Here is an 18,774-nt window from a genome sequence, read left to right on the forward strand (position 1 = left end):
CCCGCGCCCGCCGTCAGCCCGCGGCGGGGTCGGACGTCGTCCCCGGCGGCTGCGGCCGCACCCGGACCTCGTCGCCGACGGCGACCCGACCGGGCCGCAGCACCTCGGCGTACACACCGAGGCAGCTGCGCGGCTCGCGGGTGACGCCGAGCCGGACGGCGCCGACCTGCAGCTCGCGACCCACCCAGTGGCGCTCGTCGCCGGGCCGGTCGAGGCGCAGCACGAGGTTGGCGCGCGGGAAGGGGTCGCAGCCCCCGGGGGCGTCCGCGGCGGCGTGCGCGTCCTCGCTGACGAGGTGGACCGCGGCGACCCGCTGGTGACCGCCCGGCTCGTCCACCACCTCGTGGTCCCCCACCACCTGCTGGAGCGCGGGTTCGGTGAGCAGCGCGCCCTCGACGACCCGCGCGCTCACCTCGCGAAGGCGCGGCCGCTCCTTGGCGGTCAGCGGGGCGCCGTGCGGGTCGACCAGCGCCCAGCGGCGGTCGTCGCGCAGGCCGTCGGCGCCGACGTCCACCGCATCGAGGTCCTGACCGCCCGCGGACTTCAGCGGGTAGCGGCGCAGCGCGGTGACCGTCCCGACGACGTCGCCGTCCTGACCGGTGCTCATCCCACGACCGTAACGCGCCGCCCCACCGGCGGGCGCCGGGCCGGCCGGCGGCGAGCAGACGACGAGGGCCCCGTGGTCAGCTGACCACGGGGCCCTCGATCCGGTGGGCGATACTGGGTTCGAACCAGTGACCTCCTCGGTGTGAACGAGGCGCTCTACCACTGAGCCAATCGCCCGGCGCGGGGAAACCATACCCGATCCGGCAGCACGCCCAGCACACCCCCACGCGGTGCACGAGGGACCGGCGGGCGGCCGCGCGGTCAGTCGGCGGCGTCGACCCCGGGCAGTCCACCGAGGTACCCGGCCACGGCCTCCGGCGTGAACGCCGGGTAGCCGAAGACCGCGAGCGCGACCCACACCCCCACGGCCACTCCGGCGGCCGTCCCGGCGCCACCCAGCCAGGACACCCAGCGCGGCTGGCGCCGCAGCCAGAGGCCGCCCCGGTGCAGCGCACGACGGGCGCGCTCGAGGATCCGCTGGGCCCACTCGAACTCGCTGGCCAGGACGGCGAGCCCGGCCAGCACCAGGGGGATGCCCCCCGGGCCCGGCAGCCAGCCGGTGGCGGCGCCGAGCAGGATCAGCACCGCGCCCAGCACACCCACGCACACCCGGTAGACGCGGTGCTTGCGGGGGTCGGAGCGGATTCGCCGACGCCACTCCCAGCGGTCCTCGTCCGCGTCGACCACCCAGTTGGCGTCCTCACGGGTGTCACGCAGGGGCGGACTGGGGGCGCGGTCGCTCACGGCGGCAGCCTAGTAGCGCTGCGCGACGGGAGGGGGTGCGTCGCAGCAGGCGGGTGACGCGCGGCCGCGACCGTCACCGGCTGCGACGACGGGTCACTCGGGCGGTGCGCGTTGCTCCGACCCGGGGGCAGCGGACGCCGGGACCGCCCGCAACGGTGGCGCGCAGGTCCCCCGTACGGCAGAACTCGTCCTCGGATCCGGGTTTGGTCCGGGTCCGGGGTGGGAACCCTCACCTCAGCAGCACCCGTCCCCGGCCGGGTCCGGTACCCGTCCGCACGAGTCCCACGGAGGCCCCCGTGTCCTCGACACCCCACGTCGACGTCGACGTCGCGATCGACCTCCGACTCGTCGTCCCGGACTCGGACGCCGTGTCCCTGCCCGTCTCGCTGCGGTACTCCGCCCGGGACCCCTACGCCGTCACCGTCGCCTTCCGCGGCGAGGACGTCAGCGTCGAGTGGGTCTTCGGCCGCGACCTGCTCATCGAGGGCATGACCGGGCCGGGCGGCCAGGGGGACGTGCACATCTGGCCCGGCCAGCGCGCCGGCAGCGACCTGCTGCTGATCTCCCTGTCGTCGCCGGACGGCCAGGCGGTGCTCGAGGCCGACCGGTCGGACGTCGCGGACTTCCTCGCCCGCACCACGCGCATCGTGCCGCCCGGCCAGGAGGCGCACTTCGTGGACCTGGACGCGGAGATCGCCTCGCTGCTGTCCTGAGTCCCCGGACCCCCTGATTCCCCGGACCCGGCGGGTCGCCTCAGTCGGGTCGGCTCAGCTCGGGTCGGGGTCCTCGGCCGCGCGACGAGCGAACAGGTCGACGGCCGCCCGGCCCAGCTCGGACGTCTCCAGGGGACGGCCGTCGAGGTGGGCGAGCGGCTGCACGTCGCGGGTGGACGAGGTGAGCAGCACCTCGGGTGCGTCCTCCAGGACGTCGAAGGGCAGGACCCGCTCCACGACGGGCAGACCCTCCTCGGCCGCCCACCGCAGCAGCAGGGCCCTCGTGACCCCGGCGAGCGCGCCGCCGTCCAGCGGGGGCGTGACGAGCTCGTCCGCCACGCGCACCACCACGTTGGAACCGGTCCCCTCGCACAGCTCGCCCCGGGTGTTGGCCAGGAGCGCCTCGCTGCCGCCTCGCTCGTGCGCGTACGCGAGCGCGACGACGTTCTCGGCGTAGGACGTCGTCTTCAGCCCCGCCGTCGCGGACCGCTCGTTGCGCACCCACGGCACGCGCACGGCACCGGCCCCGGCCGGCCACGGCCTGCTGGCCGAGGCGGCGACCACGAGGGTCGGCTCGGCGCCCGCGCGGTCCGAGCCGAGCGGTCCGGCTCCCGCGGTCCAGGTGATCCGCAACCTGGCCAGCGGCGCGTCGACCCGCGACAGCACCGCCTCCGTCGCCTCGCGCACCCGGTCGTGGTCGGGTCGGGGCAGCCCGAGGCCGGCGGCGGAGCGGTCCAGGCGCCGCAGGTGCAGCGTCAGGGCGAACGGCGCACCGTGCACGACCTTGCAGGTCTCGAAGACCCCGTCGCCGACGGTCATCCCGTGGTCGAGCGCGGGCACGCTGGCGGTCCGCGCGTCCCGCACCCGACCGTCGACCCACACCACCACGCCCGCGGACGCGTCCGCCGCCCTCGCCTCGGTCATGGGCTGATGGTGCCAGGCCCGTCGACGGTCGACGCGAGCCGCACGAGGCGTGCGGCCTTCAGCTCGGTCTCCCGCCACTCCCCCAGCGGGTCCGAGCCCCACGTGATCCCCGCACCGGTGCCGAAGCGCAGGACCGTCCCCGTCGGGCCGGGCTCGCCCCAGAAGGTCCGGATGCCCACGGCCAGCCGCGCGGTCCCCCGGTCCGCGTCGACGTAGCCGACCGCGCCGCAGTACGGGCCCCGGGGCACCGGCTCGAGCCGGCGGATCGCCTGCAGGGCGGTCCACTTCGGGGCGCCGGAGACCGACCCGGGCGGGAGGGTGGCTGCCAGGACCTCCCGCCAGCCGACCCCTTCGCGCAGGCGGCCGGTGACGCTCGAGACCAGGTGGACCAGCCCGGGGTGCTGCTCGAGGGCGAGCAGGGACGGCACCGCGACCGTGCCCGGCCGGCAGACGCGGTGCAGGTCGTTGCGGACCAGGTCGGTGATCATGAGGTTCTCGGCCCGGTCCTTGCCGAGCAGGCCGCCGGCCGTGGCCGCGGTGCCCTTGATCGGCGCCGAGGTCAGGGCGTCCCCCTCACGCCGCAGGAAGAGCTCGGGGGACGCCGACACGACCCACTCGGCGCCGAGGTCGAGCACCCCCGCGTACGGGGCGGGGTTGCCCCGGGCCAGCCGGGTGGCCAGCGCCCACGGGCCGCCGGCGCGGGGGGGCAGGGCGGCGGACAGCACCCGGCACAGGTTGACCTGGTACACCTCCCCCGCGCGCACCAGCTCGCGCACCGCGTGCACGCCCGCGACGTACGCCGGCTCGTCCAGGGACGTCGTCCAGTCGGCGGCGCGCGGCCCCCGCCACGGCCCGGGTGCCGGCGGCAGCGGCGAGGGCCGGACGTCGGCGAAGCGCCAGGCCCGGACCCGCCCCTCGAAGTCGGCGACGACGGCCCACCACCCGCCGCGGTCCAGGGCGTCGGGGTCGTCGGCCAGGTCGACGGCCTCGGCGAGGTCGCGGGCGAGCAGGCCGTCGAACCAGGCGCTCACCACGGCGCGGAAGGTACCGGGTGACGCGCCGGAACCCCCGGTTGGACTCCGACGAACCCGACCGGTTAGAGTCTCCGACGCACGCCGAGGGCACCAGCCCGAGGCAGCGTGCGGACGTGGCTCAGTTGGTAGAGCATCACCTTGCCAAGGTGAGGGTCGCGGGTTCGAATCCCGTCGTCCGCTCGGAGGCACCGCCCTGAGGGCAACGCCTCGCGGTGGAGTGGCCGAGAGGCGAGGCAACGGCCTGCAAAGCCGTCTACACGGGTTCAAATCCCGTCTCCACCTCGGACACCGTTCGGAGTCTCGTTCGGGCGATTGGCGCAGCGGTAGCGCGCTTCCTTGACACGGAAGAGGTCACTGGTTCGAACCCAGTATCGCCCACCACGCAAGGCCCCAGGTCAGCGACCTGGGGCCTTCGTCGTGCGGCCCGTCACCCCGGCCCGACCTCGCCGACGAGCTCCCCGTCACGGGCGACGACGCGACCGGCGCGCACGACGACCCGCGCGTCGGGCCGGTCCATCACCGCGGCCGTGACGCTGTCCGCGGCGAGGACGAGCAGGTCCGCCGGCGCGCCGACCTCGACACCCCGCCCCGGCAGCTGCTCCCCCAGCACCGCCGCCCCGCCGAGCGAGGCCACCTCGACGCACGTCTCGACGTCCTCGTCGCGCCGCGACCCCGAGCGGTAGGCGAGCTGCCACGCCCGACCGAGGACGTCCCCGTCACCGTAGGGAGACCAGTAGTCGCGGATCCCGTCCTGGCCGAGCCCGACGCGGACGCCGGCGCGACGCAACGCGTCGAGCGGCAGGGGCTCCCGGACGCCGGGGGCGACGGTGGTCACCGCGACGTCGTGGGCGCCGAGCAGGTCGACCAGCGCTGTCCGGCGGTCGCGGTCCACGCTCGAGAGGGCGAACGCGTGGCTGACCGTCACCCTCCCCTGCATCGACAGCGCCGCGACGCGCTCGCAGACCAGCTCGAGGGTGAACGCCCCGAGCTCCCCGGTCTCGTGCAGGTGCAGGTCGACCCCGCAGCCGTGCCGCTCGGCCACACCGAAGACCACGTCCAGGTGGCGGACCGGGTCCCGGTCGAGGGCGCACGGGTCGATCCCGCCGACCAGGTCGGCACCGGCTCGCAGCGCCTCCTCCAGCAGCTCGGCCGTCCCGCGGTCGCGCAGGATGCCGCGCTGGGGGAAGGCGACGACCTCGACCGCGGCGCGCTCCCGGTGCGCCTCGCGGGCCGCGAGCACCCCCTCGAGCCGCTCGAGCCCGCTGTCGGTGTCGACCTGCGCGTGGCTGCGCACCCGGGTGGCGCCGGAGGCGATGGTGCGCCCGAGCGTGTAGGTGGCGCGGTCGGTGACCGGACGCTCGGCGGAGCGCCAGTGCCGCCGGTCGTTCTCCACCAGACCGGCCAGACCCGGCTCGGCGGTGTGGGGCCGGAAGGGCAGGCCGAGCCGGGTGGAGTCCAGGTGGGCGTGCACGTCGGCGAGCGCGGGGACCAGCACCCCGCCGCCGCAGTCCACGACCGGGACCCCGGCAGGGGGCGGGACCGGCGAGGCGACCCGCGCCACCCGACCGGCGCGGACGAGCACGTCGACCGCCTCGTCGTCGGGTTCGCGCGCCCAGGGGCGGACGCCGCGCAGGAGCAGGTCGCCGCCACCGTCGGCGTCGTCGGGGGCGGGTCGCGGGTCGGTCATCCCGAGACGCTGTCCCGGTCCCCGCGTCGAGGGCGGTGGCGTCGTCACGGCCGGTGCCCGCGGCGCCGGACCTCCCGGTGCACGGCCTTCCAGCGCCCCTCCCGCTGGGCCCGCAGCCGGGCGTCGACGCGGGCGGCGCGGTAGGCCAGCTCCCGCTGCAGACGCCGGTGGCTGGTCAGGCGGCGCTCGGGCAGCGTGCCGGCGTCCACCGCGGCCAGGACGGCGCACCCGGGCTCGTGCTCGTGGCTGCAGTCGCGGTAGCGGCAGCCCGTGGCGAGGTCCTCGATGTCGGCGAACACCTCGTCGAGCGGCTCGCTCCCGGACAGCCCCACGGACCGCAGACCCGGCGTGTCCAGCACCCCTCCGCCCGAGGCGAGGAGGTGCAGCTCGCGGGCGACGGTGGTGTGCCGGCCCTTGCCGTCGCGGCGCAGGACGCTGGTCGCCGCGCGGTCGGACCCGGTCAGGGCGTTGACCAGCGAGGACTTGCCGACGCCGGACGCGCCGACCAGGGCGAGCGTGGCCCCGGCCGCCAGCCGGGCGTGCAGGGGTCGCAGCCCGGCACCGGTGGTGGAGGAGACGGCGAGCACCTCGACCCCGGGGGCGATCGCGGCGGCGTCCGCGACGAGGTCGTCCGGTACGGCGACGAGGTCCGCCTTCGTGAGGACGACGAGGGGCTCGGCACCGGACGCCCAGGCGAGCGCGAGCAGGCGCTCCAGCCGGCCGAGGTCGAGGTCGGGGTGCATGCCCTCGACGACGGCGACGACGTCGACGTTGGCCGCGAGGACCTGGTCCTGCGACGAGCCGCGGGCCACCTGGGCCCGGGCCAGGACCGTGCGGCGGGGCAGCACCTCGCGCAGCAGGGTCCCGGCGTCCGGGGCGGGGTCGCCCGTGCTCAGGACGACCCAGTCGCCAGCGACGGGGGCGGCGGACGGCGCACCGGCCACCCGGCGGGTCAGCGCCGGGTCCCAGCGCACGCGCACCCTGCGCGGTGCCGGCCCCGCCTCCACGGCGTCCGGTGGCGACGGCGCCGCCTGCTCGGCGGTGACGCCCGCGGCGGGGTCACGAGGGGCGTCGGCGGGCGCGCCCACGAGCGGCGTGACCAGCACGTCGGCGGCGCCGCGGTCCGCGCGCAGGACGCGGGCCAGCACGCGCGCGGCGGAGGGGGGCCGGTCCCGTCCGGGGCCGGGGGGTCGGGGTTTCGAGGTCAACGGGTGGTCCTTCGAACGGGCCGCGGGCGCACCGCGGGGGGCGACCGGTCGTCGGCCGATGGTGGCCGATGGTGGCCGATGGTGGCCGATGGTGGCCGATGGTGGCGCGGTCGGCGCGTCCCAGCGGGTCGGCGCGCCGGGTGCTCGGCGGTCCAGCCGCGACGGGGGGGTGGTGGAGGGGACGGCACCCGGTCCCCGCCGGTCGGCGTGACGGGTCGACGAGACGGTCGCGACGCTACGCCTGCCGGCGTCCGCGGTCACCCGGGTTTCCGACGCCGGCCCGCGCCTCCTCGTCCTGCTCGCCACCCGGCTCGGCACCCGGCGGGTACGGCGGCTCGCCGTCCTCGCCGCAGTGCGCGGCGGGGACGCCCGGCTCCACCGGCGTCAGGGGCATCTCGTCCCCGTGCGCGGCGGGTCCGAGCCGTGCGGCGGCGCGGCGCGGGTCGGGCCACAGCCGGTCGACCGCCGCGTTCAGCCCCGCGCCGATGAGCACGGCGATGGCGATGAGGTACAGCCAGATCAGCACGATGATCGGGGTCGCGAGCGGTCCGTAGATGGAGGCGCCACCCACGGACTCGGCGATGACGAGCCGCATCACCCAGCTGGCGAGCACCCAGATGACCAGCGCCAGCAGCGCGCCGGCGAGGTCGCGTCGCCAGGGCGAGCGGATCGGCGTCGCGACGTGGTACAGGGTGGTCAGCAGCGCGATCCCGGCGAGGCCCACGACGGGCCAGTAGGCGCCGAGGAGCCAGCTCAGCTCGTCGGGCAGGGCCCGTCCGAGCAGCGACGGGCCGATCAGCACCAGGGGCAGCGTGAAGGCCGCCAGCACGAGGGTCAGCAGGTAGAGCGTGAAGGACAGCGCGCGGGTGCGGACGATGCCACGGTGGCCACCCAGGCCGTACATGATCGAGATCGTGTCGATGTAGACGTTCAGGGCGCGCGAACCCGACCACAGCGACAGGACGAAGCCGATCGAGATGAGGTCGAACCGCGGGCCGGAGATCGCCTCCTCCAGCGTCGGGGTGATCACCGACTCGACGGCCTCGGTGGTGAGGAACTGCCCGACGGCGGACTCGATGCCGCTGACCAGCTGCTCGCGCGTGGCGGTGCCGAGCTCCGAGCCGACCCAGGCCGCGGTGCCGGCGAGCCCGAGGACGAGCGGCGGCAGGGACAGCAGCGCGAAGAACCCCGCCTCGGCGGCCAGCCCGGTGACCCGGTAGCGCATGCAGACCTCGACGGTCGCGACGACGAGGTCCCACAGCGCCCGGACCGGACGACGGCGTGCGGCGCTCACGACACCGCCCCACGCGCGGCCCGCGACGGCGGCCGCGCCCGCGGACGCGGACCGGGCGGCCCGGACCGTCGGCCGGGGAGAGGGCCGCACCGGCGCCGCGGCGGACCCGCGCCGGGACGTCGCGCTGGTGCCGGCCACATGCTGCACGGTATCCGGCAGCGGGCCCTGCGGGCGCGACGGCACGCGGCGCCGGTGTCGCCGGTCACGCTCCGGTGGCGGCCGGCCACGGGCGGCTGTCGGCGAGGGCCCGGCCCACCCGCGGCCCGTTACGGTGTGGACATGCTCGACACCCACGAGGTCACCAACCAGGTGCCCGCTCTCGGCGACGTCGACCTCCTGGCCCAGGACGCGGCCCTCTCGGAGGCCGTCGACCGGTACGCGCAGGGCCACCGGTCCGCGCTGGCCGAGCTGTCCGTGCTGGCGGGAGGCACGAAGGCCCGCTCGTGGGGTCAGCAGGCCGAGGCCCACCCCCCGGTGCTGCGCACGCACGACCCGCGCGGCGAGCGGGTGGACGAGGTCGAGTACCACCCGGCCTGGCACCAGCTGCTGCGCACGGGCGTCGAGCACGGGCTGGGCGGGACGCCGTGGGCGCAGGCACCCGGCAGCGGCGCCCACGCGGCCCGGGCCGCCGGCTTCTACCTGTGGACCCAGAACGACGCGGGCCACGGCTGCCCGCTGTCCATGACCTACGCGGCGGTCCCGGCGCTGCGCACCGACCCCGACCTCGCCGCGGTGTGGCAGCCGCGGCTGACCAGCACCGACTACGAGGTCGGCCTGCGCCGCCCCGGCACCAAGGCCGGCGTGCTGGCCGGGATGGGGATGACGGAGAAGCAGGGCGGGTCGGACGTGCGGGCCAACACCACCCGCGCCGTCCCCGAGGCGGGCGGCCCGGTCGAGGGCGGCCAGACCTACCGGCTGACCGGCCACAAGTGGTTCTGCTCGGCGCCCATGAGCGACCTCTTCCTCGTCCTGGCCCAGGCGCCCGCCGGGCTCACCTGCTTCGTCGTCCCGAGGGGGCTCGAGGACGGCACGCGCAACACCTGGCGCCTGCAGCGCCTCAAGGACAAGCTGGGCAACCGGTCGAACGCCTCCTCCGAGGTGGAGCTGGACGGCACCTGGGCGGTGCGGCTGGGCGAGGAGGGCCAGGGCGTCCGCACCATCCTGTCGATGGTCGCGGCCACCCGGCTCGACTGCGTGGTCGGGTCGGCCGCCACCACCCGCGCCGCGCTGCGCGCCGCGGTCCACCACGCCCGGCACCGCCGGGCGTTCGGCACCCTCCTGGTCGACGCCCCGCTGATGCGCGTGGTGCTGGCGGACCTCGCGGTGGAGTCCGAGGCCGCCACGGTGCTGGCGATGAGGCTGGCGGCCGCCCAGGACTCCGAGGAGCGCGACCTGCTGCGCCTGGCGGTCGCGGTCGGCAAGTACTGGGTCTGCAAGCGCACGCCGGCGGCCGTCGCGGAGGCCCTCGAGTGCCTCGGCGGCAACGGGTACGTCGAGGAGAACGGCGTGGCGCGGCTGTACCGGGAGTCCCCGCTGAACTCGATCTGGGAGGGGTCGGGCAACGTCAACGCGCTCGACGTCGTCCGGGCGCTGCGCACCGCCCCCGAGGCCGTCGACGCCCTGCTCGCCGAGGTCGAGCTCGCCCGCGGGGCGCACCGTCGCCTCGACGGCGAGATCACGTCGTTCACCCGGACGCTGCGGGCCGCCGCCGGCGAGGCGGCGGAGAACGCCGACGCGCTGGCCCCGAGCGCCCGGTGGCTCGTCGAGCGCGCTGCGGTCCTCCTGCAGGCCTCCCTGCTGGTGCGGTACTCCCCCGCCGAGGTCTCGGACGCCTTCGTCGCCACCCGCGTGCGCGGCGGCGGCGGGATGACGTTCGGCACGATGGAGATCTCCCCCGAGGCGGCGGGCCGCGTGGTGGAGCGCAGCGTCGGCGACTGAAGCGCGCCGTCCTCCCACCGGGGCCGCGTCCGCGCACCCCGTCCCGCCGACGGCCGCGCGGCGGGCAGGGGTCACCGGCTGCGCGTACCGTCAGCACCGGGTGCCGACGGCGCCACCCCTCCGCCATGATGAGCGGCCCGCCGCACTACCCACCGGACGAGAGAGACACATGCAGACCTGGCCAGGACGCCCCTACCCGCTCGGCGCCACGTTCGACGGGACGGGCACGAACTTCGCGCTCTTCTCCGGCGTCGCCGACCGCGTGGAGCTCTGCCTGATCGACGACGACGGCGGGGAGCAGCGGGTCGAGCTCACCGAGGTCGACGGCTTCGTCTGGCACGCCTACCTGCCCGGCGTGCAGCCGGGGCAGCGCTACGGGTACCGGGTGCACGGGCCGTACGCCCCGTCCTCGGGCCACCGGTGCAACCCCAGCAAGCTGCTCCTCGACCCGTACGCGAAGGCGATCGACGGCCAGGTCGACGGGGACGAGTCGCTGTTCTCGTACCGGTTCAAGGCGCCCACCCGGCGCAACGACGCGGACAGCCTCGGCCACACGATGCTGTCGGTGGTGGTGAACCCCTTCTTCGACTGGGGCAACGACCGCTACCCCGGCCACGAGTACCACGAGTCGGTGATCTACGAGGCCCACGTCAAGGGCCTCACCCAGACCCACCCGTCGCTGCCGGAGGAGATCCGCGGCACCTACGCGGGCATCGGCCACCCCGCGATGGTCGAGCACCTCGTGTCGCTGGGCGTCACCGCCCTGGAGCTCATGCCGGTGCACCAGTTCGTCCAGGACACCCACCTCACCGAGAAGGGGCTGACGAACTACTGGGGCTACAACACCATCGGCTTCTTCGCGCCGCACAACGCGTACTCCTCGACCGGCTCGCGCGGGCAGCAGGTGCAGGAGTTCAAGGCGATGGTCAAGGCCCTGCACGAGGCGGGTATCGAGGTCATCCTCGACGTCGTCTACAACCACACGGCCGAGGGCAACGAGAAGGGCCCCACCCTGTGCTTCCGCGGCATCGACAACGCGGCGTACTACCGGCTCGTCGACGACGCACCGGAGCACTACTACGACACCACCGGCACGGGCAACAGCCTGCTCATGCGCAACCCGCACGTCCTGCAGCTGATCATGGACTCGCTGCGCTACTGGGTCCTGGAGATGCACGTCGACGGGTTCCGCTTCGACCTCGCGGCGACACTGGCCCGGCAGTTCCACGAGGTCGACCGGCTCAGCGCGTTCTTCGACCTCGTCCAGCAGGACCCCGTCGTCAGCCAGACCAAGCTCATCGCGGAGCCGTGGGACCTCGGCGACGGCGGCTACCAGGTCGGCGGGTTCCCGCCGCTGTGGACGGAGTGGAACGGCAAGTACCGCGACACCGTGCGCGACTTCTGGCGCGGTGAGGCGGCGACGCTCGGCGAGTTCGCCTCCCGCATCACCGGCTCGTCCGACCTGTACCAGGACGACGGCCGCCGGCCCATCGCCAGCATCAACTTCATCACCGCGCACGACGGGTTCACGCTGCGCGACCTGGTGTCCTACAACGAGAAGCACAACGAGGCGAACGGCGAGGGCGGCAACGACGGCGAGAGCCACAACCGCTCCTGGAACTGCGGCGCCGAGGGCGAGACGGACGACGCGGAGGTCCTGGCGCTGCGGGCGCGCCAGCAGCGCAACTTCCTCACCACCCTGCTGCTCTCGCAGGGCGTGCCGATGATCGCCCACGGTGACGAGCTGGGCCGCAGCCAGGGCGGCAACAACAACGTCTACTGCCAGGACAACGAGATCGCCTGGGTCGACTGGGACCTGACGCCGGAGCAGACGGAGCTGCTGGAGTTCACCCGGCGGCTCGTGCAGCTGCGCCGGGACCACCCGGTCTTCCGCCGCCGCCGGTTCTTCCGCGGTGACGCCGGGCACGGCGGCGAGAGCGAGCTGGGTGACATCGCCTGGCTGACGCCGTCCGGTGAGCACATGGCGGACGAGGACTGGAGCAACGGCTACGCGCGGTCCCTGACCGTCTTCCTCAACGGCGAGGCCATCCCCGAACCGGACCCGCGCGGCGAGCGGGTCGTCGACGCCTCGTTCCTCATCATGTTCAACGCCCACCACGAACGGCTCGACTTCACCCTGCCGACGCCGGACTACGGCGCCGAGTGGGAGGTCGTGGTCGACACCGCCGGCCAGCTCGAGGAGGGCACGATGCTCGGGGCCGCCACGGCGCTGTGCGCCCAGCCGCGCAGCGTCGTGCTGCTCACCCGGCCCGTCACGGACACCCTGTGACCGACCGGACCACCGGCCCGGCGACCTCGGGCACGGCCCGTGCGGGCGGGGCGCGGCGTCCCGCGCCCGGCCGGCCGGTCCCGGTGTCCACCTACCGGTTGCAGATCCGGCCCGAGTTCGGCTTCGGGGACGCCGCGGAGCAGGTCGGCTACCTGCACGCGCTGGGGGTCAGCCACGTCTACCTGTCGCCGGTGCTGCAGCCCACCCCGGGCTCGACGCACGGCTACGACGTCGTCGACCACTCCCGGCTGTCCGAGGACGCCGGGGGCCGCGAGGCCTTCGAGGCGCTGGTCGCGACCCTGCACGACGTCGGCATGGGCGCGGTCGCCGACGTGGTGCCGAACCACATGGCGGTGCCGACGCCCGCCCACCTGAACGCGGCCCTGTGGTCCGTGCTGCGCGACGGCCCCCGCTCCCCGTTCGCCCACTGGTTCGACGTCGACTGGGACACCGACGACCACGCCCTGCTGATGCCGGTGCTCGGGCGCCGGATCGGGCAGGTGCTCGGCGACGGCGAGCTCGCGCTGGACACCGGTGGTGACGAGCCGCTGCTGCGGTACTTCGAGCACGTCTTCCCGGTCCGCCCGGGCACCGAGTCCCTCCCCCTGGCCGAGCTCGTCGACCGGCAGTGGTACCGGCTGGCGCACTGGCGCGTCGCCGACGAGGAGCTGAACTACCGGCGCTTCTTCGACGTCGACACCCTGGCCGCGGTCCGCGTGGAGGACCCCGACGTCTTCGACGCGACCCACCGGCTGCTGCTCGAGCTCGTCGCGCAGCGGCGCCTGGACGGCCTGCGGATCGACCACCCCGACGGCCTCGCGGACCCGCGGGGCTACCTGCGGCGGCTGGCCGACGCGACCGACGGCTCCTGGGTCGTCGTCGAGAAGATCCTCGAGGGTCACGAGACCCTGCCCTCGGACTGGCCGTGCGCGGGCACCACCGGCTACGACGCCCTGCTGCGGGTGGGTGGGTTGTTCCTCGACCCCTCCGGGGGCGGCGAGCTGTCTGCCCTGCTCACCGAGGTGACGGGACAGGGACCGGACTTCCACGCCGTCGTCGAGCAGGCCAAGCGCGAGACCGTCGAGCACGGCCTGTACGCCGAGGTGGCCCGCCTGGTCGACCTGCTCGTCCAGATCTGCCACCAGGACGTCCGCCTGCGCGACCACACCCGGCGGGCGCTGCACGACGTCGTCGTCGAGCTGCTCGTGGCGTTCGACCGGTACCGCGCGTACGTGGTGCCCGGCGAGACGCCGCCCTCCGAGGCGGTGTCCGCGCTCGACGCCGCGGTGGGCGTGGCCCGCGGGAGGCTCGAGGAGGAGCGGCACGAGACCCTCGACCTGGTCCGGGACCTGCTGCTGGGGCGGGAGGCCGGCAGCGCGGGACGCATCGACGAGCGCGCCCGCGCCGAGCTCGTCGTCCGCTTCCAGCAGACATGCGGGCCGGTGATGGCCAAGGGCGTGGAGGACACGGCGTTCTACCGCTGGTTCCGGCTCGCCTCCCTCAACGAGGTGGGCGGCGACCCGACGCGGTTCGGCATCTCCGCCGAGGAGTTCCACGCGTTCTCCGCCGGGTTGGTCCGCGACTGGCCCACCACCATGACGACGCTGTCCACCCACGACACGAAGCGCTCCGAGGACACCCGCGCCGCCCTGGCCGTGCTGTCCGAGGTGCCGTCGGTGTGGGCCGAGGCCGTCCGCGACTGGAGGGAGCGCGCCGCGGAGCACCGCTCCCCCCTGCTGGACGGCAGCACCGAGTACCTCGTCTGGCAGACGCTCGTCGCGACCTGGACGCCGGACGGCCCGCTGGCCGTGGACCGGCTGCTGGCGTACCTGGAGAAGGCCACCCGCGAGGCGAAGTCCCACACGACGTGGACGTCCCCGGACGCCGACTACGAGCAGGCCGTCGCGCGCTTCGCCCGGGGTGTCCTCGACGACGACGACCTGCTCGCGTCCGTCGAGGAGCTGGTGCGCCGCTTCCGCGAGCCGACGCGCGTGGCGCTGCTGGGCCAGAAGCTCGTCCAGCTGACGATGCCGGGCGTCCCGGACGTGTACCAGGGCACCGAGCTCGTCGAGACCACCCTCGTGGACCCCGACAACCGTCGCCCGGTCGACTACGCGCTGCGGGCCGCGCGCCTCGACCGGCTCGACGCCGGCGCCCGGCCCGCGGACCTCGACGACGAGAAGCTCCTGGTCACCTCGCGGGCCCTGCGCCTGCGACGGGACCGGCCGGAGGCGTTCGTCGGCCCCGAGGCGACGTACGCGGCGCTGCCGACGTCCAGCGGCCACGTCGTGGCGTTCAGCCGCGGCGACGGCGACGGTCCGGCCGCGGTCACGCTGGCGACCCGGCTGCCGCTGACCCTCCACCGGCTCGGCGGGTGGCAGGAGCACACCGTCGCGCTGCCGGACGGCGGCTGGGAGGACGTGCTGACCGGACGACGCCTGGACGGCGGCACCACCCGGTTGGCCGACCTGCTGGCGGACCTGCCGGTGGCCCTGCTGCGCCGGGTCGGCTGAACGGGACGGTCGCGTACGTCACGCCGTCCGCGCAGCATGGTGGGGTGAGCACCGAGCGCCTCGGCGACGGCACCACACTGAGCGGGTCGTCCGCCATGGGCACTCCCCCGGCCTCGGCGGTGCCGTCGCGACCGGTGGTCCTGGACCTCGACGGCCCGCCGACCGGCCCTCCTGGGGACGCGGGCTCCGCGCGGGCGCTGCGGGCGCTCCCCCGCTGGGCGCTCCGGACGGTGCCGGCCCTCCTCGCCGGGGCCGCGGTGCTGCTGGCCACGGCGCCCGAGCCGAGGTCCGTGCCGGGCCAGGCCGACCTGGTCGCGTCGGTGTCGGCCGGTGGGCCGGTGCACCTGGTCGGGGACGTCACCCTGCGGGTCACCGTCCGCAACACGGGGCGGCAGCCGGTGACGGTCGACCGGTTGCGGCTCGCGGTGCCCGGCGCCCCCGAACGGCTCGCGCCCGTGGGACCGACCCTGCTGGGGGCCCAGGAGGCGGTCACCGTGCTGGCCACGGTGCGCCCCGACTGCGCGGTGCTGCGCGGTTCCCCCGGCGTCCCGCACGTGGCGCTGACGGCCCGCGGGGGCGGCGGGTCCTCGGACCTGCGGCTGGTCCCACGGGCCGGCGAGGACCCGCTGGACCCCGTGTGCCCGCGGCGCGGCAACGGCCTGCACGTGGTGCTGACCGACCACGAGCCGCTGCCCGACGGCAGCGGCGTCGTGCTGCGACTGGTCAACGCCGGCAGCGTGTCCGCCGTCGTCGACGAGCCGGGGTCCCCGCCCCGCGACCAGCTCGTCACCCGGCCCTCCCTGCCGCGGCTGCTCGAGGCCGGGCAGGCTCGTCTGCTCACCGTGCGCTGGAAGGCCGCCTGCCCACCGGGTCGGGCCGTCACCGTCCCCCGGCTGGAGGCTCGTGCCCCGTTCGGCTGGCAACCGGTCCGCACGCCCGCCGGCGCGGTCGCGGGCTCCGGGTCCGCGGTCGACGAGCGGTGCTGAGGGGTCAGCCTGCCGGGCGGTCGGCTCAGGTGGCGAGTAGGCGCTCGCGCTCGGCGTCGACGTCGACGTCCGCGACGGGCCACTGCGGGTCGAGCGTCCGCAGGTGGTGCAGCAGGAGCTGCTGCACGGCCCAGCGCGCGTACCACTTGCGGTCGGCGGGGACGACGTACCACGGCGCCGCCTCGGTGGAGCACCGGTCGAGGACGGCCTGGTACGCCTCCTGGTAGTCGTCCCAGTGGAGCCGCTCGTCGACGTCGCCCGGGTGGTACTTCCAGTGCTTGTCCGGCCGGTCGAGGCGCTCGAGCAGCCGCGAGCGCTGCTCGTCGCGGGACACGTGCAGCATGACCTTGACGACGGTGGTGCCCCGCTCGACCAGCTGCGCCTCGAACCGGTTGATCGTGTCGTAGCGGCGCCGCCACACCCGCGGCTCGACCAGGTCGTGGACCCGCACGACGAGGACGTCCTCGTAGTGCGAGCGGTCGAACACCCCGATGTGCCCCGGTGCGGGCAGCGCCCGGCGGATCCGCCACAGGAACGGCTTGGACCGCTCCTCGGCGGTCGGGGCCTTGAACGCCGTGATCTCGACCCCCTGCGGGTCGACGGCCCCGACGACGTGGCGCAGGACCCCGCCCTTGCCCGAGGTGTCCATCCCCTGGACCACCAGGAGGAGCGACCGGTCGCTGCCCGCGGTCCGCTCTGCCCAGAACCGCTCCTGCAGGTCGGAGAGCTCGTCGGTGGCCTCGGCGAGCGCGGCCTTGCCCTCGGCCTTGCCACCGCGGAAGCCCGGGGTGGCCCGCGTGTCGACAGCGGACAGGTCGAAGCCCTCCCCGACCCGCAGCGCCTCGGCCACGGCCGAGGCGTCCGCGGCGACGTCCCGCAGGTCCGTCGCGGTCGCGGCCGGCGCCGCGGACTGCTTGCCCCGGGACTGCTTGCCCTGGGAGCCCTTGCCCTGGGAGCCCTTGCCCTGGGAGCCCTTGCCCTGGGAGCCCTTGCGCTGGGAGCCCTTGCCCTCCGCCTGCGCGTCCGGCGGTTCGACGGCCCGCGACTTCTCCACCTTCTCCTTGGCGGCCCTGGTCTTGCGGATCTCGGCCGAGATCCGTTCGGCCTCGGAGGAGCGCTTCGCGCCGCCGGCCCCCGCCCTGCCTCGCTTCGAGCTGCTGCGGCCCATGGTGCTCCTCACCTCATCGGACGGGTAGCCGCGATCCTAGGCTCGTCACACGTCCACCGCCCGTCTCGTCCTGGGGTGGGAGCACCATCGACGACGGGAGCCCACGTGCACGACGACGACGCCGCGGACGTGCTGGAGCAGCACCGACGGCACCTGACGGCGGCCGCGTACCGCCTGACCGGGTCGTGGGTCGACGCGGAGGACGCCGTCGCCGAGGCCTGGACCCGGTGGCGCCGGCACGCCGGGACCGTCGCGGACCCCCGGGCGTGGCTGACGACCGTGGTCTGCCGGATCGCCCTGGACCAGCTGCGCTCGGCCAGGGCCCGGCGCGAGCGGTACGTCGGGCCCTACCTGCCGGAGCCGCTCGTGCTCACCGCCGGTGGCACCGTGACCGGTGCCCGCCCGGCCGCCGGCGGGGACCCGCTGGAGGAGCTCGTGGTCGCCGAGGACGTGCGGATGGCGTTCCTGGTGGTGCTCGACGCGATGACGCCCGAGCAGCGGGTGGCGGTGGTGCTGCACGACGCCCTGGCGGTGCCGTTCCCCGAGGTGGCGGAGGTGCTCGGGTGCAGCACGGACGCCGCCCGCCAGCACGCCTCACGTGGCCGGCGCCGGCTGGCCCGCGCGGACCTCCCCCGCCCGGACCCGCAGGAGCGCGCCGCCGCCGTCCTCACCGAGCTCACCCAGGCGCTGCGCAGCGGCGACCGCGACCGCGTGGCGGAGCTGCTGGCGCCCGACGTGGTCCTGGTCTCGGACGGCGGTGGCGTGGTGAGCGCGGCGCGGCGACCGCTGCGCGGCGCCCGGGAGGTGGGTGCCTTCCTGCTCGGGCTGGTGGCACGGCTGGGCGACCGCACCCGGACGACGCCGGCCGTCGTCAACGGCGAACCCGGGCTCCTGGCGGTGGTCGACTCCGACCGGCCGCAGGACCCCCGGGTCTCCGCCTACGCCTTCACCGTCGTGGACGGCCGGGTGCGAGCCGTCCACGCGGTGCTGGCGCCGGAGAAGGTCAGCCACCTGCCCGGGTCGCCGTACCCTCGGCCGGTTCGGGCACCGGCAGGGAGCACGCCGCCCCGGAGCTGAAGCCCTGCGAGGTCAGGCCGAGGGCGGCGTTGAACCGGGACCGCAGGTTCTCCAACGCCGCCCAGTAGGTCACCTCGACCAGGCCCCGCTCACCGTGGTGGGAGCGGACCCGGTCGGCCAGCTCGTCGGTGACGGCCACCGGGTCCGCGCACACCGCCTCGGTGTACTCCAGGACCGCGCGCGTCGGTTCGTCGAAGACGTCGCTGGTGCGCCAGCGCACCGCCTCGACGAGCGTCTGCTGGTCCAGCCCGCGGCGCTCCCACAGGGCCGCTCCGAAGTCGACGCACCACGAGCAGCCCAGCCGCACGGAGGCGACGAGGACGACGAGGTCACGCAGCTCGCCGGGCAGGACGGACGACGGCATCCGGGCGTTGGCCGCCTCGAAGGCGCCCCATCGCCTCAGCACGCCGGGGTGCACGCTCATCGCGGCCATCGAGTCGGGCACCTGCCCGAGGACGCGTCCGGTCGCGGCGAGGACGAGCCGGGTCACCGGCCCGGGACGGTCGGGGCGCTGAGCGGGGTCGAGCGTGAGTCGTGCCACGGGGTCCTCCTGGGTCGGGTGCGCTGTCACCCGGTGGACGAGACCGGGGCG

Annotated in this window: 15 protein-coding genes and 4 tRNA genes; 9 read left to right on the forward strand and 10 right to left on the reverse strand. The window is 75.5% G+C overall.

Going from position 1 to position 18,774, the window contains the following annotated elements:
• Positions 1-13 precede the first annotated feature (13 nt).
• The 3 genes from ACYVQV_RS04775 to ACYVQV_RS04785 all read right to left on the reverse strand — a co-directional run bounded on the left by ACYVQV_RS04775 (position 14) and on the right by ACYVQV_RS04785 (position 1,350).
• A complete protein-coding gene (locus ACYVQV_RS04775; RefSeq protein ID WP_461022121.1) occupies positions 14-607 on the reverse strand; it encodes an MOSC N-terminal beta barrel domain-containing protein in 594 nt (197 codons plus the stop codon).
• Between the two features lie 104 nt (positions 608-711).
• A tRNA-Val gene (locus ACYVQV_RS04780) sits at positions 712-783 on the reverse strand.
• Between the two features lie 84 nt (positions 784-867).
• Positions 868-1,350, reverse strand: a complete 483-nt coding sequence (locus ACYVQV_RS04785) for a PGPGW domain-containing protein (protein WP_461022122.1) — start codon at positions 1,348-1,350, stop codon at positions 868-870.
• 296 nt (positions 1,351-1,646) lie between these two features.
• Here ACYVQV_RS04785 and ACYVQV_RS04790 point away from each other — a divergent pair, with 296 nt between their 5' ends.
• Positions 1,647-2,063 (forward strand): SsgA family sporulation/cell division regulator, encoded by a 417-nt coding sequence (locus ACYVQV_RS04790; protein ID WP_461022123.1) that lies wholly within the window; start codon positions 1,647-1,649, stop codon positions 2,061-2,063.
• 54 nt (positions 2,064-2,117) lie between these two features.
• On the opposite strand, the gene ACYVQV_RS04795 is transcribed toward ACYVQV_RS04790, so the two are convergent.
• Together ACYVQV_RS04795 and ACYVQV_RS04800 are read right to left on the reverse strand one after the other, a co-directional pair.
• Positions 2,118-2,987 carry an aminotransferase class IV gene (locus tag ACYVQV_RS04795; protein WP_461022124.1) on the reverse strand — a complete coding sequence of 290 codons (870 nt, stop codon included), beginning with the start codon at positions 2,985-2,987 and terminating at the stop codon, positions 2,118-2,120.
• Positions 2,984-4,021, reverse strand: coding sequence for a chorismate-binding protein (locus tag ACYVQV_RS04800; protein ID WP_461022125.1), 1,038 nt, complete (start codon positions 4,019-4,021; stop codon positions 2,984-2,986). The genes ACYVQV_RS04795 and ACYVQV_RS04800 overlap by 4 nt, the downstream gene beginning before the upstream one ends.
• 107 nt (positions 4,022-4,128) lie before the next feature.
• Between ACYVQV_RS04800 and ACYVQV_RS04805 the strand changes: the two genes are divergently transcribed.
• The 3 genes from ACYVQV_RS04805 to ACYVQV_RS04815 all read left to right on the forward strand — a co-directional run bounded on the left by ACYVQV_RS04805 (position 4,129) and on the right by ACYVQV_RS04815 (position 4,402).
• A tRNA-Gly gene (locus tag ACYVQV_RS04805) sits at positions 4,129-4,201 on the forward strand.
• Between the two features lie 31 nt (positions 4,202-4,232).
• A tRNA-Cys gene (locus ACYVQV_RS04810) sits at positions 4,233-4,303 on the forward strand.
• A gap of 24 nt (positions 4,304-4,327) precedes the next feature.
• Positions 4,328-4,402, forward strand: a tRNA-Val gene (locus tag ACYVQV_RS04815).
• A gap of 46 nt (positions 4,403-4,448) precedes the next feature.
• Here ACYVQV_RS04815 and ACYVQV_RS04820 read toward each other — a convergent pair.
• The 3 genes from ACYVQV_RS04820 to ACYVQV_RS04830 all read right to left on the reverse strand — a co-directional run bounded on the left by ACYVQV_RS04820 (position 4,449) and on the right by ACYVQV_RS04830 (position 8,348).
• Complete coding sequence (locus ACYVQV_RS04820) at positions 4,449-5,708, reverse strand: amidohydrolase (RefSeq protein WP_461022126.1); 1,260 nt, start codon at positions 5,706-5,708, stop codon at positions 4,449-4,451.
• Between the two features lie 44 nt (positions 5,709-5,752).
• Positions 5,753-6,856 carry a ribosome small subunit-dependent GTPase A gene (gene rsgA, locus ACYVQV_RS04825; RefSeq protein WP_461022127.1) on the reverse strand — a complete coding sequence of 368 codons (1,104 nt, stop codon included), beginning with the start codon at positions 6,854-6,856 and terminating at the stop codon, positions 5,753-5,755.
• A gap of 295 nt (positions 6,857-7,151) precedes the next feature.
• The gene (locus ACYVQV_RS04830; protein WP_461022128.1) at positions 7,152-8,348 is read right to left on the reverse strand and encodes a YihY/virulence factor BrkB family protein; all 1,197 of its coding nucleotides are present in this window, start codon (positions 8,346-8,348) and stop codon (positions 7,152-7,154) included.
• Positions 8,349-8,489: 141 nt separating this feature from the next.
• Between ACYVQV_RS04830 and ACYVQV_RS04835 the strand changes: the two genes are divergently transcribed.
• The 4 genes from ACYVQV_RS04835 (at position 8,490) to ACYVQV_RS04850 (ending at position 15,937) form a co-directional block, all read left to right on the forward strand.
• Positions 8,490-10,148 (forward strand): acyl-CoA dehydrogenase family protein, encoded by a 1,659-nt coding sequence (locus ACYVQV_RS04835; protein WP_461022129.1) that lies wholly within the window; start codon positions 8,490-8,492, stop codon positions 10,146-10,148.
• Positions 10,149-10,317: 169 nt separating this feature from the next.
• Positions 10,318-12,438: a glycogen debranching protein GlgX gene (glgX, locus tag ACYVQV_RS04840; RefSeq protein ID WP_461022130.1), complete on the forward strand. Its 2,121-nt coding sequence runs from the start codon at positions 10,318-10,320 to the stop codon at positions 12,436-12,438.
• Complete coding sequence (treY, locus tag ACYVQV_RS04845) at positions 12,435-14,951, forward strand: malto-oligosyltrehalose synthase (protein ID WP_461022131.1); 2,517 nt, start codon at positions 12,435-12,437, stop codon at positions 14,949-14,951. The genes glgX and treY overlap by 4 nt, the downstream gene beginning before the upstream one ends.
• 44 nt (positions 14,952-14,995) lie before the next feature.
• Positions 14,996-15,937 (forward strand): hypothetical protein, encoded by a 942-nt coding sequence (locus tag ACYVQV_RS04850; protein ID WP_461022132.1) that lies wholly within the window; start codon positions 14,996-14,998, stop codon positions 15,935-15,937.
• A gap of 25 nt (positions 15,938-15,962) precedes the next feature.
• Here ACYVQV_RS04850 and ACYVQV_RS04855 read toward each other — a convergent pair whose 3' ends face one another.
• Positions 15,963-17,105: a polyphosphate kinase 2 family protein gene (locus ACYVQV_RS04855; protein WP_461022133.1), complete on the reverse strand. Its 1,143-nt coding sequence runs from the start codon at positions 17,103-17,105 to the stop codon at positions 15,963-15,965.
• A gap of 105 nt (positions 17,106-17,210) precedes the next feature.
• Between ACYVQV_RS04855 and sigJ the strand changes: the two genes are divergently transcribed.
• Complete coding sequence (gene sigJ / locus ACYVQV_RS04860; protein ID WP_461022134.1) at positions 17,211-18,182, forward strand: RNA polymerase sigma factor SigJ; 972 nt, start codon at positions 17,211-17,213, stop codon at positions 18,180-18,182.
• Here the strand turns inward: sigJ and ACYVQV_RS04865 are convergent.
• Positions 18,109-18,723, reverse strand: coding sequence for a carboxymuconolactone decarboxylase family protein (locus tag ACYVQV_RS04865; protein WP_461022135.1), 615 nt, complete (start codon positions 18,721-18,723; stop codon positions 18,109-18,111). The two genes, sigJ and ACYVQV_RS04865, sit on opposite strands and share 74 nt — an antisense overlap.
• Between the last annotated feature and the right edge of the window lie 51 nt (positions 18,724-18,774).

It is taken from the genome of Thalassiella azotivora (assembly GCF_054781695.1).

Excerpts from the sequence above, each read along its gene's own strand:
- ACYVQV_RS04855 (WP_461022133.1), bottom strand. The coding sequence starts at position 17,105 with ATGGGCCGCAGCAGCTCGAAGCGAGGCAGGGCGGGGGCCGGCGGCGCG.
- ACYVQV_RS04775 (WP_461022121.1), bottom strand. The coding sequence starts at position 607 with ATGAGCACCGGTCAGGACGGCGACGTCGTCGGGACGGTCACCGCGCTG.
- ACYVQV_RS04820 (WP_461022126.1), bottom strand. The coding sequence starts at position 5,708 with ATGACCGACCCGCGACCCGCCCCCGACGACGCCGACGGTGGCGGCGAC.
- glgX (WP_461022130.1), top strand. The coding sequence starts at position 10,318 with ATGCAGACCTGGCCAGGACGCCCCTACCCGCTCGGCGCCACGTTCGAC.
- ACYVQV_RS04835 (WP_461022129.1), top strand. The coding sequence starts at position 8,490 with ATGCTCGACACCCACGAGGTCACCAACCAGGTGCCCGCTCTCGGCGAC.
- ACYVQV_RS04795 (WP_461022124.1), bottom strand. The coding sequence starts at position 2,987 with ATGACCGAGGCGAGGGCGGCGGACGCGTCCGCGGGCGTGGTGGTGTGG.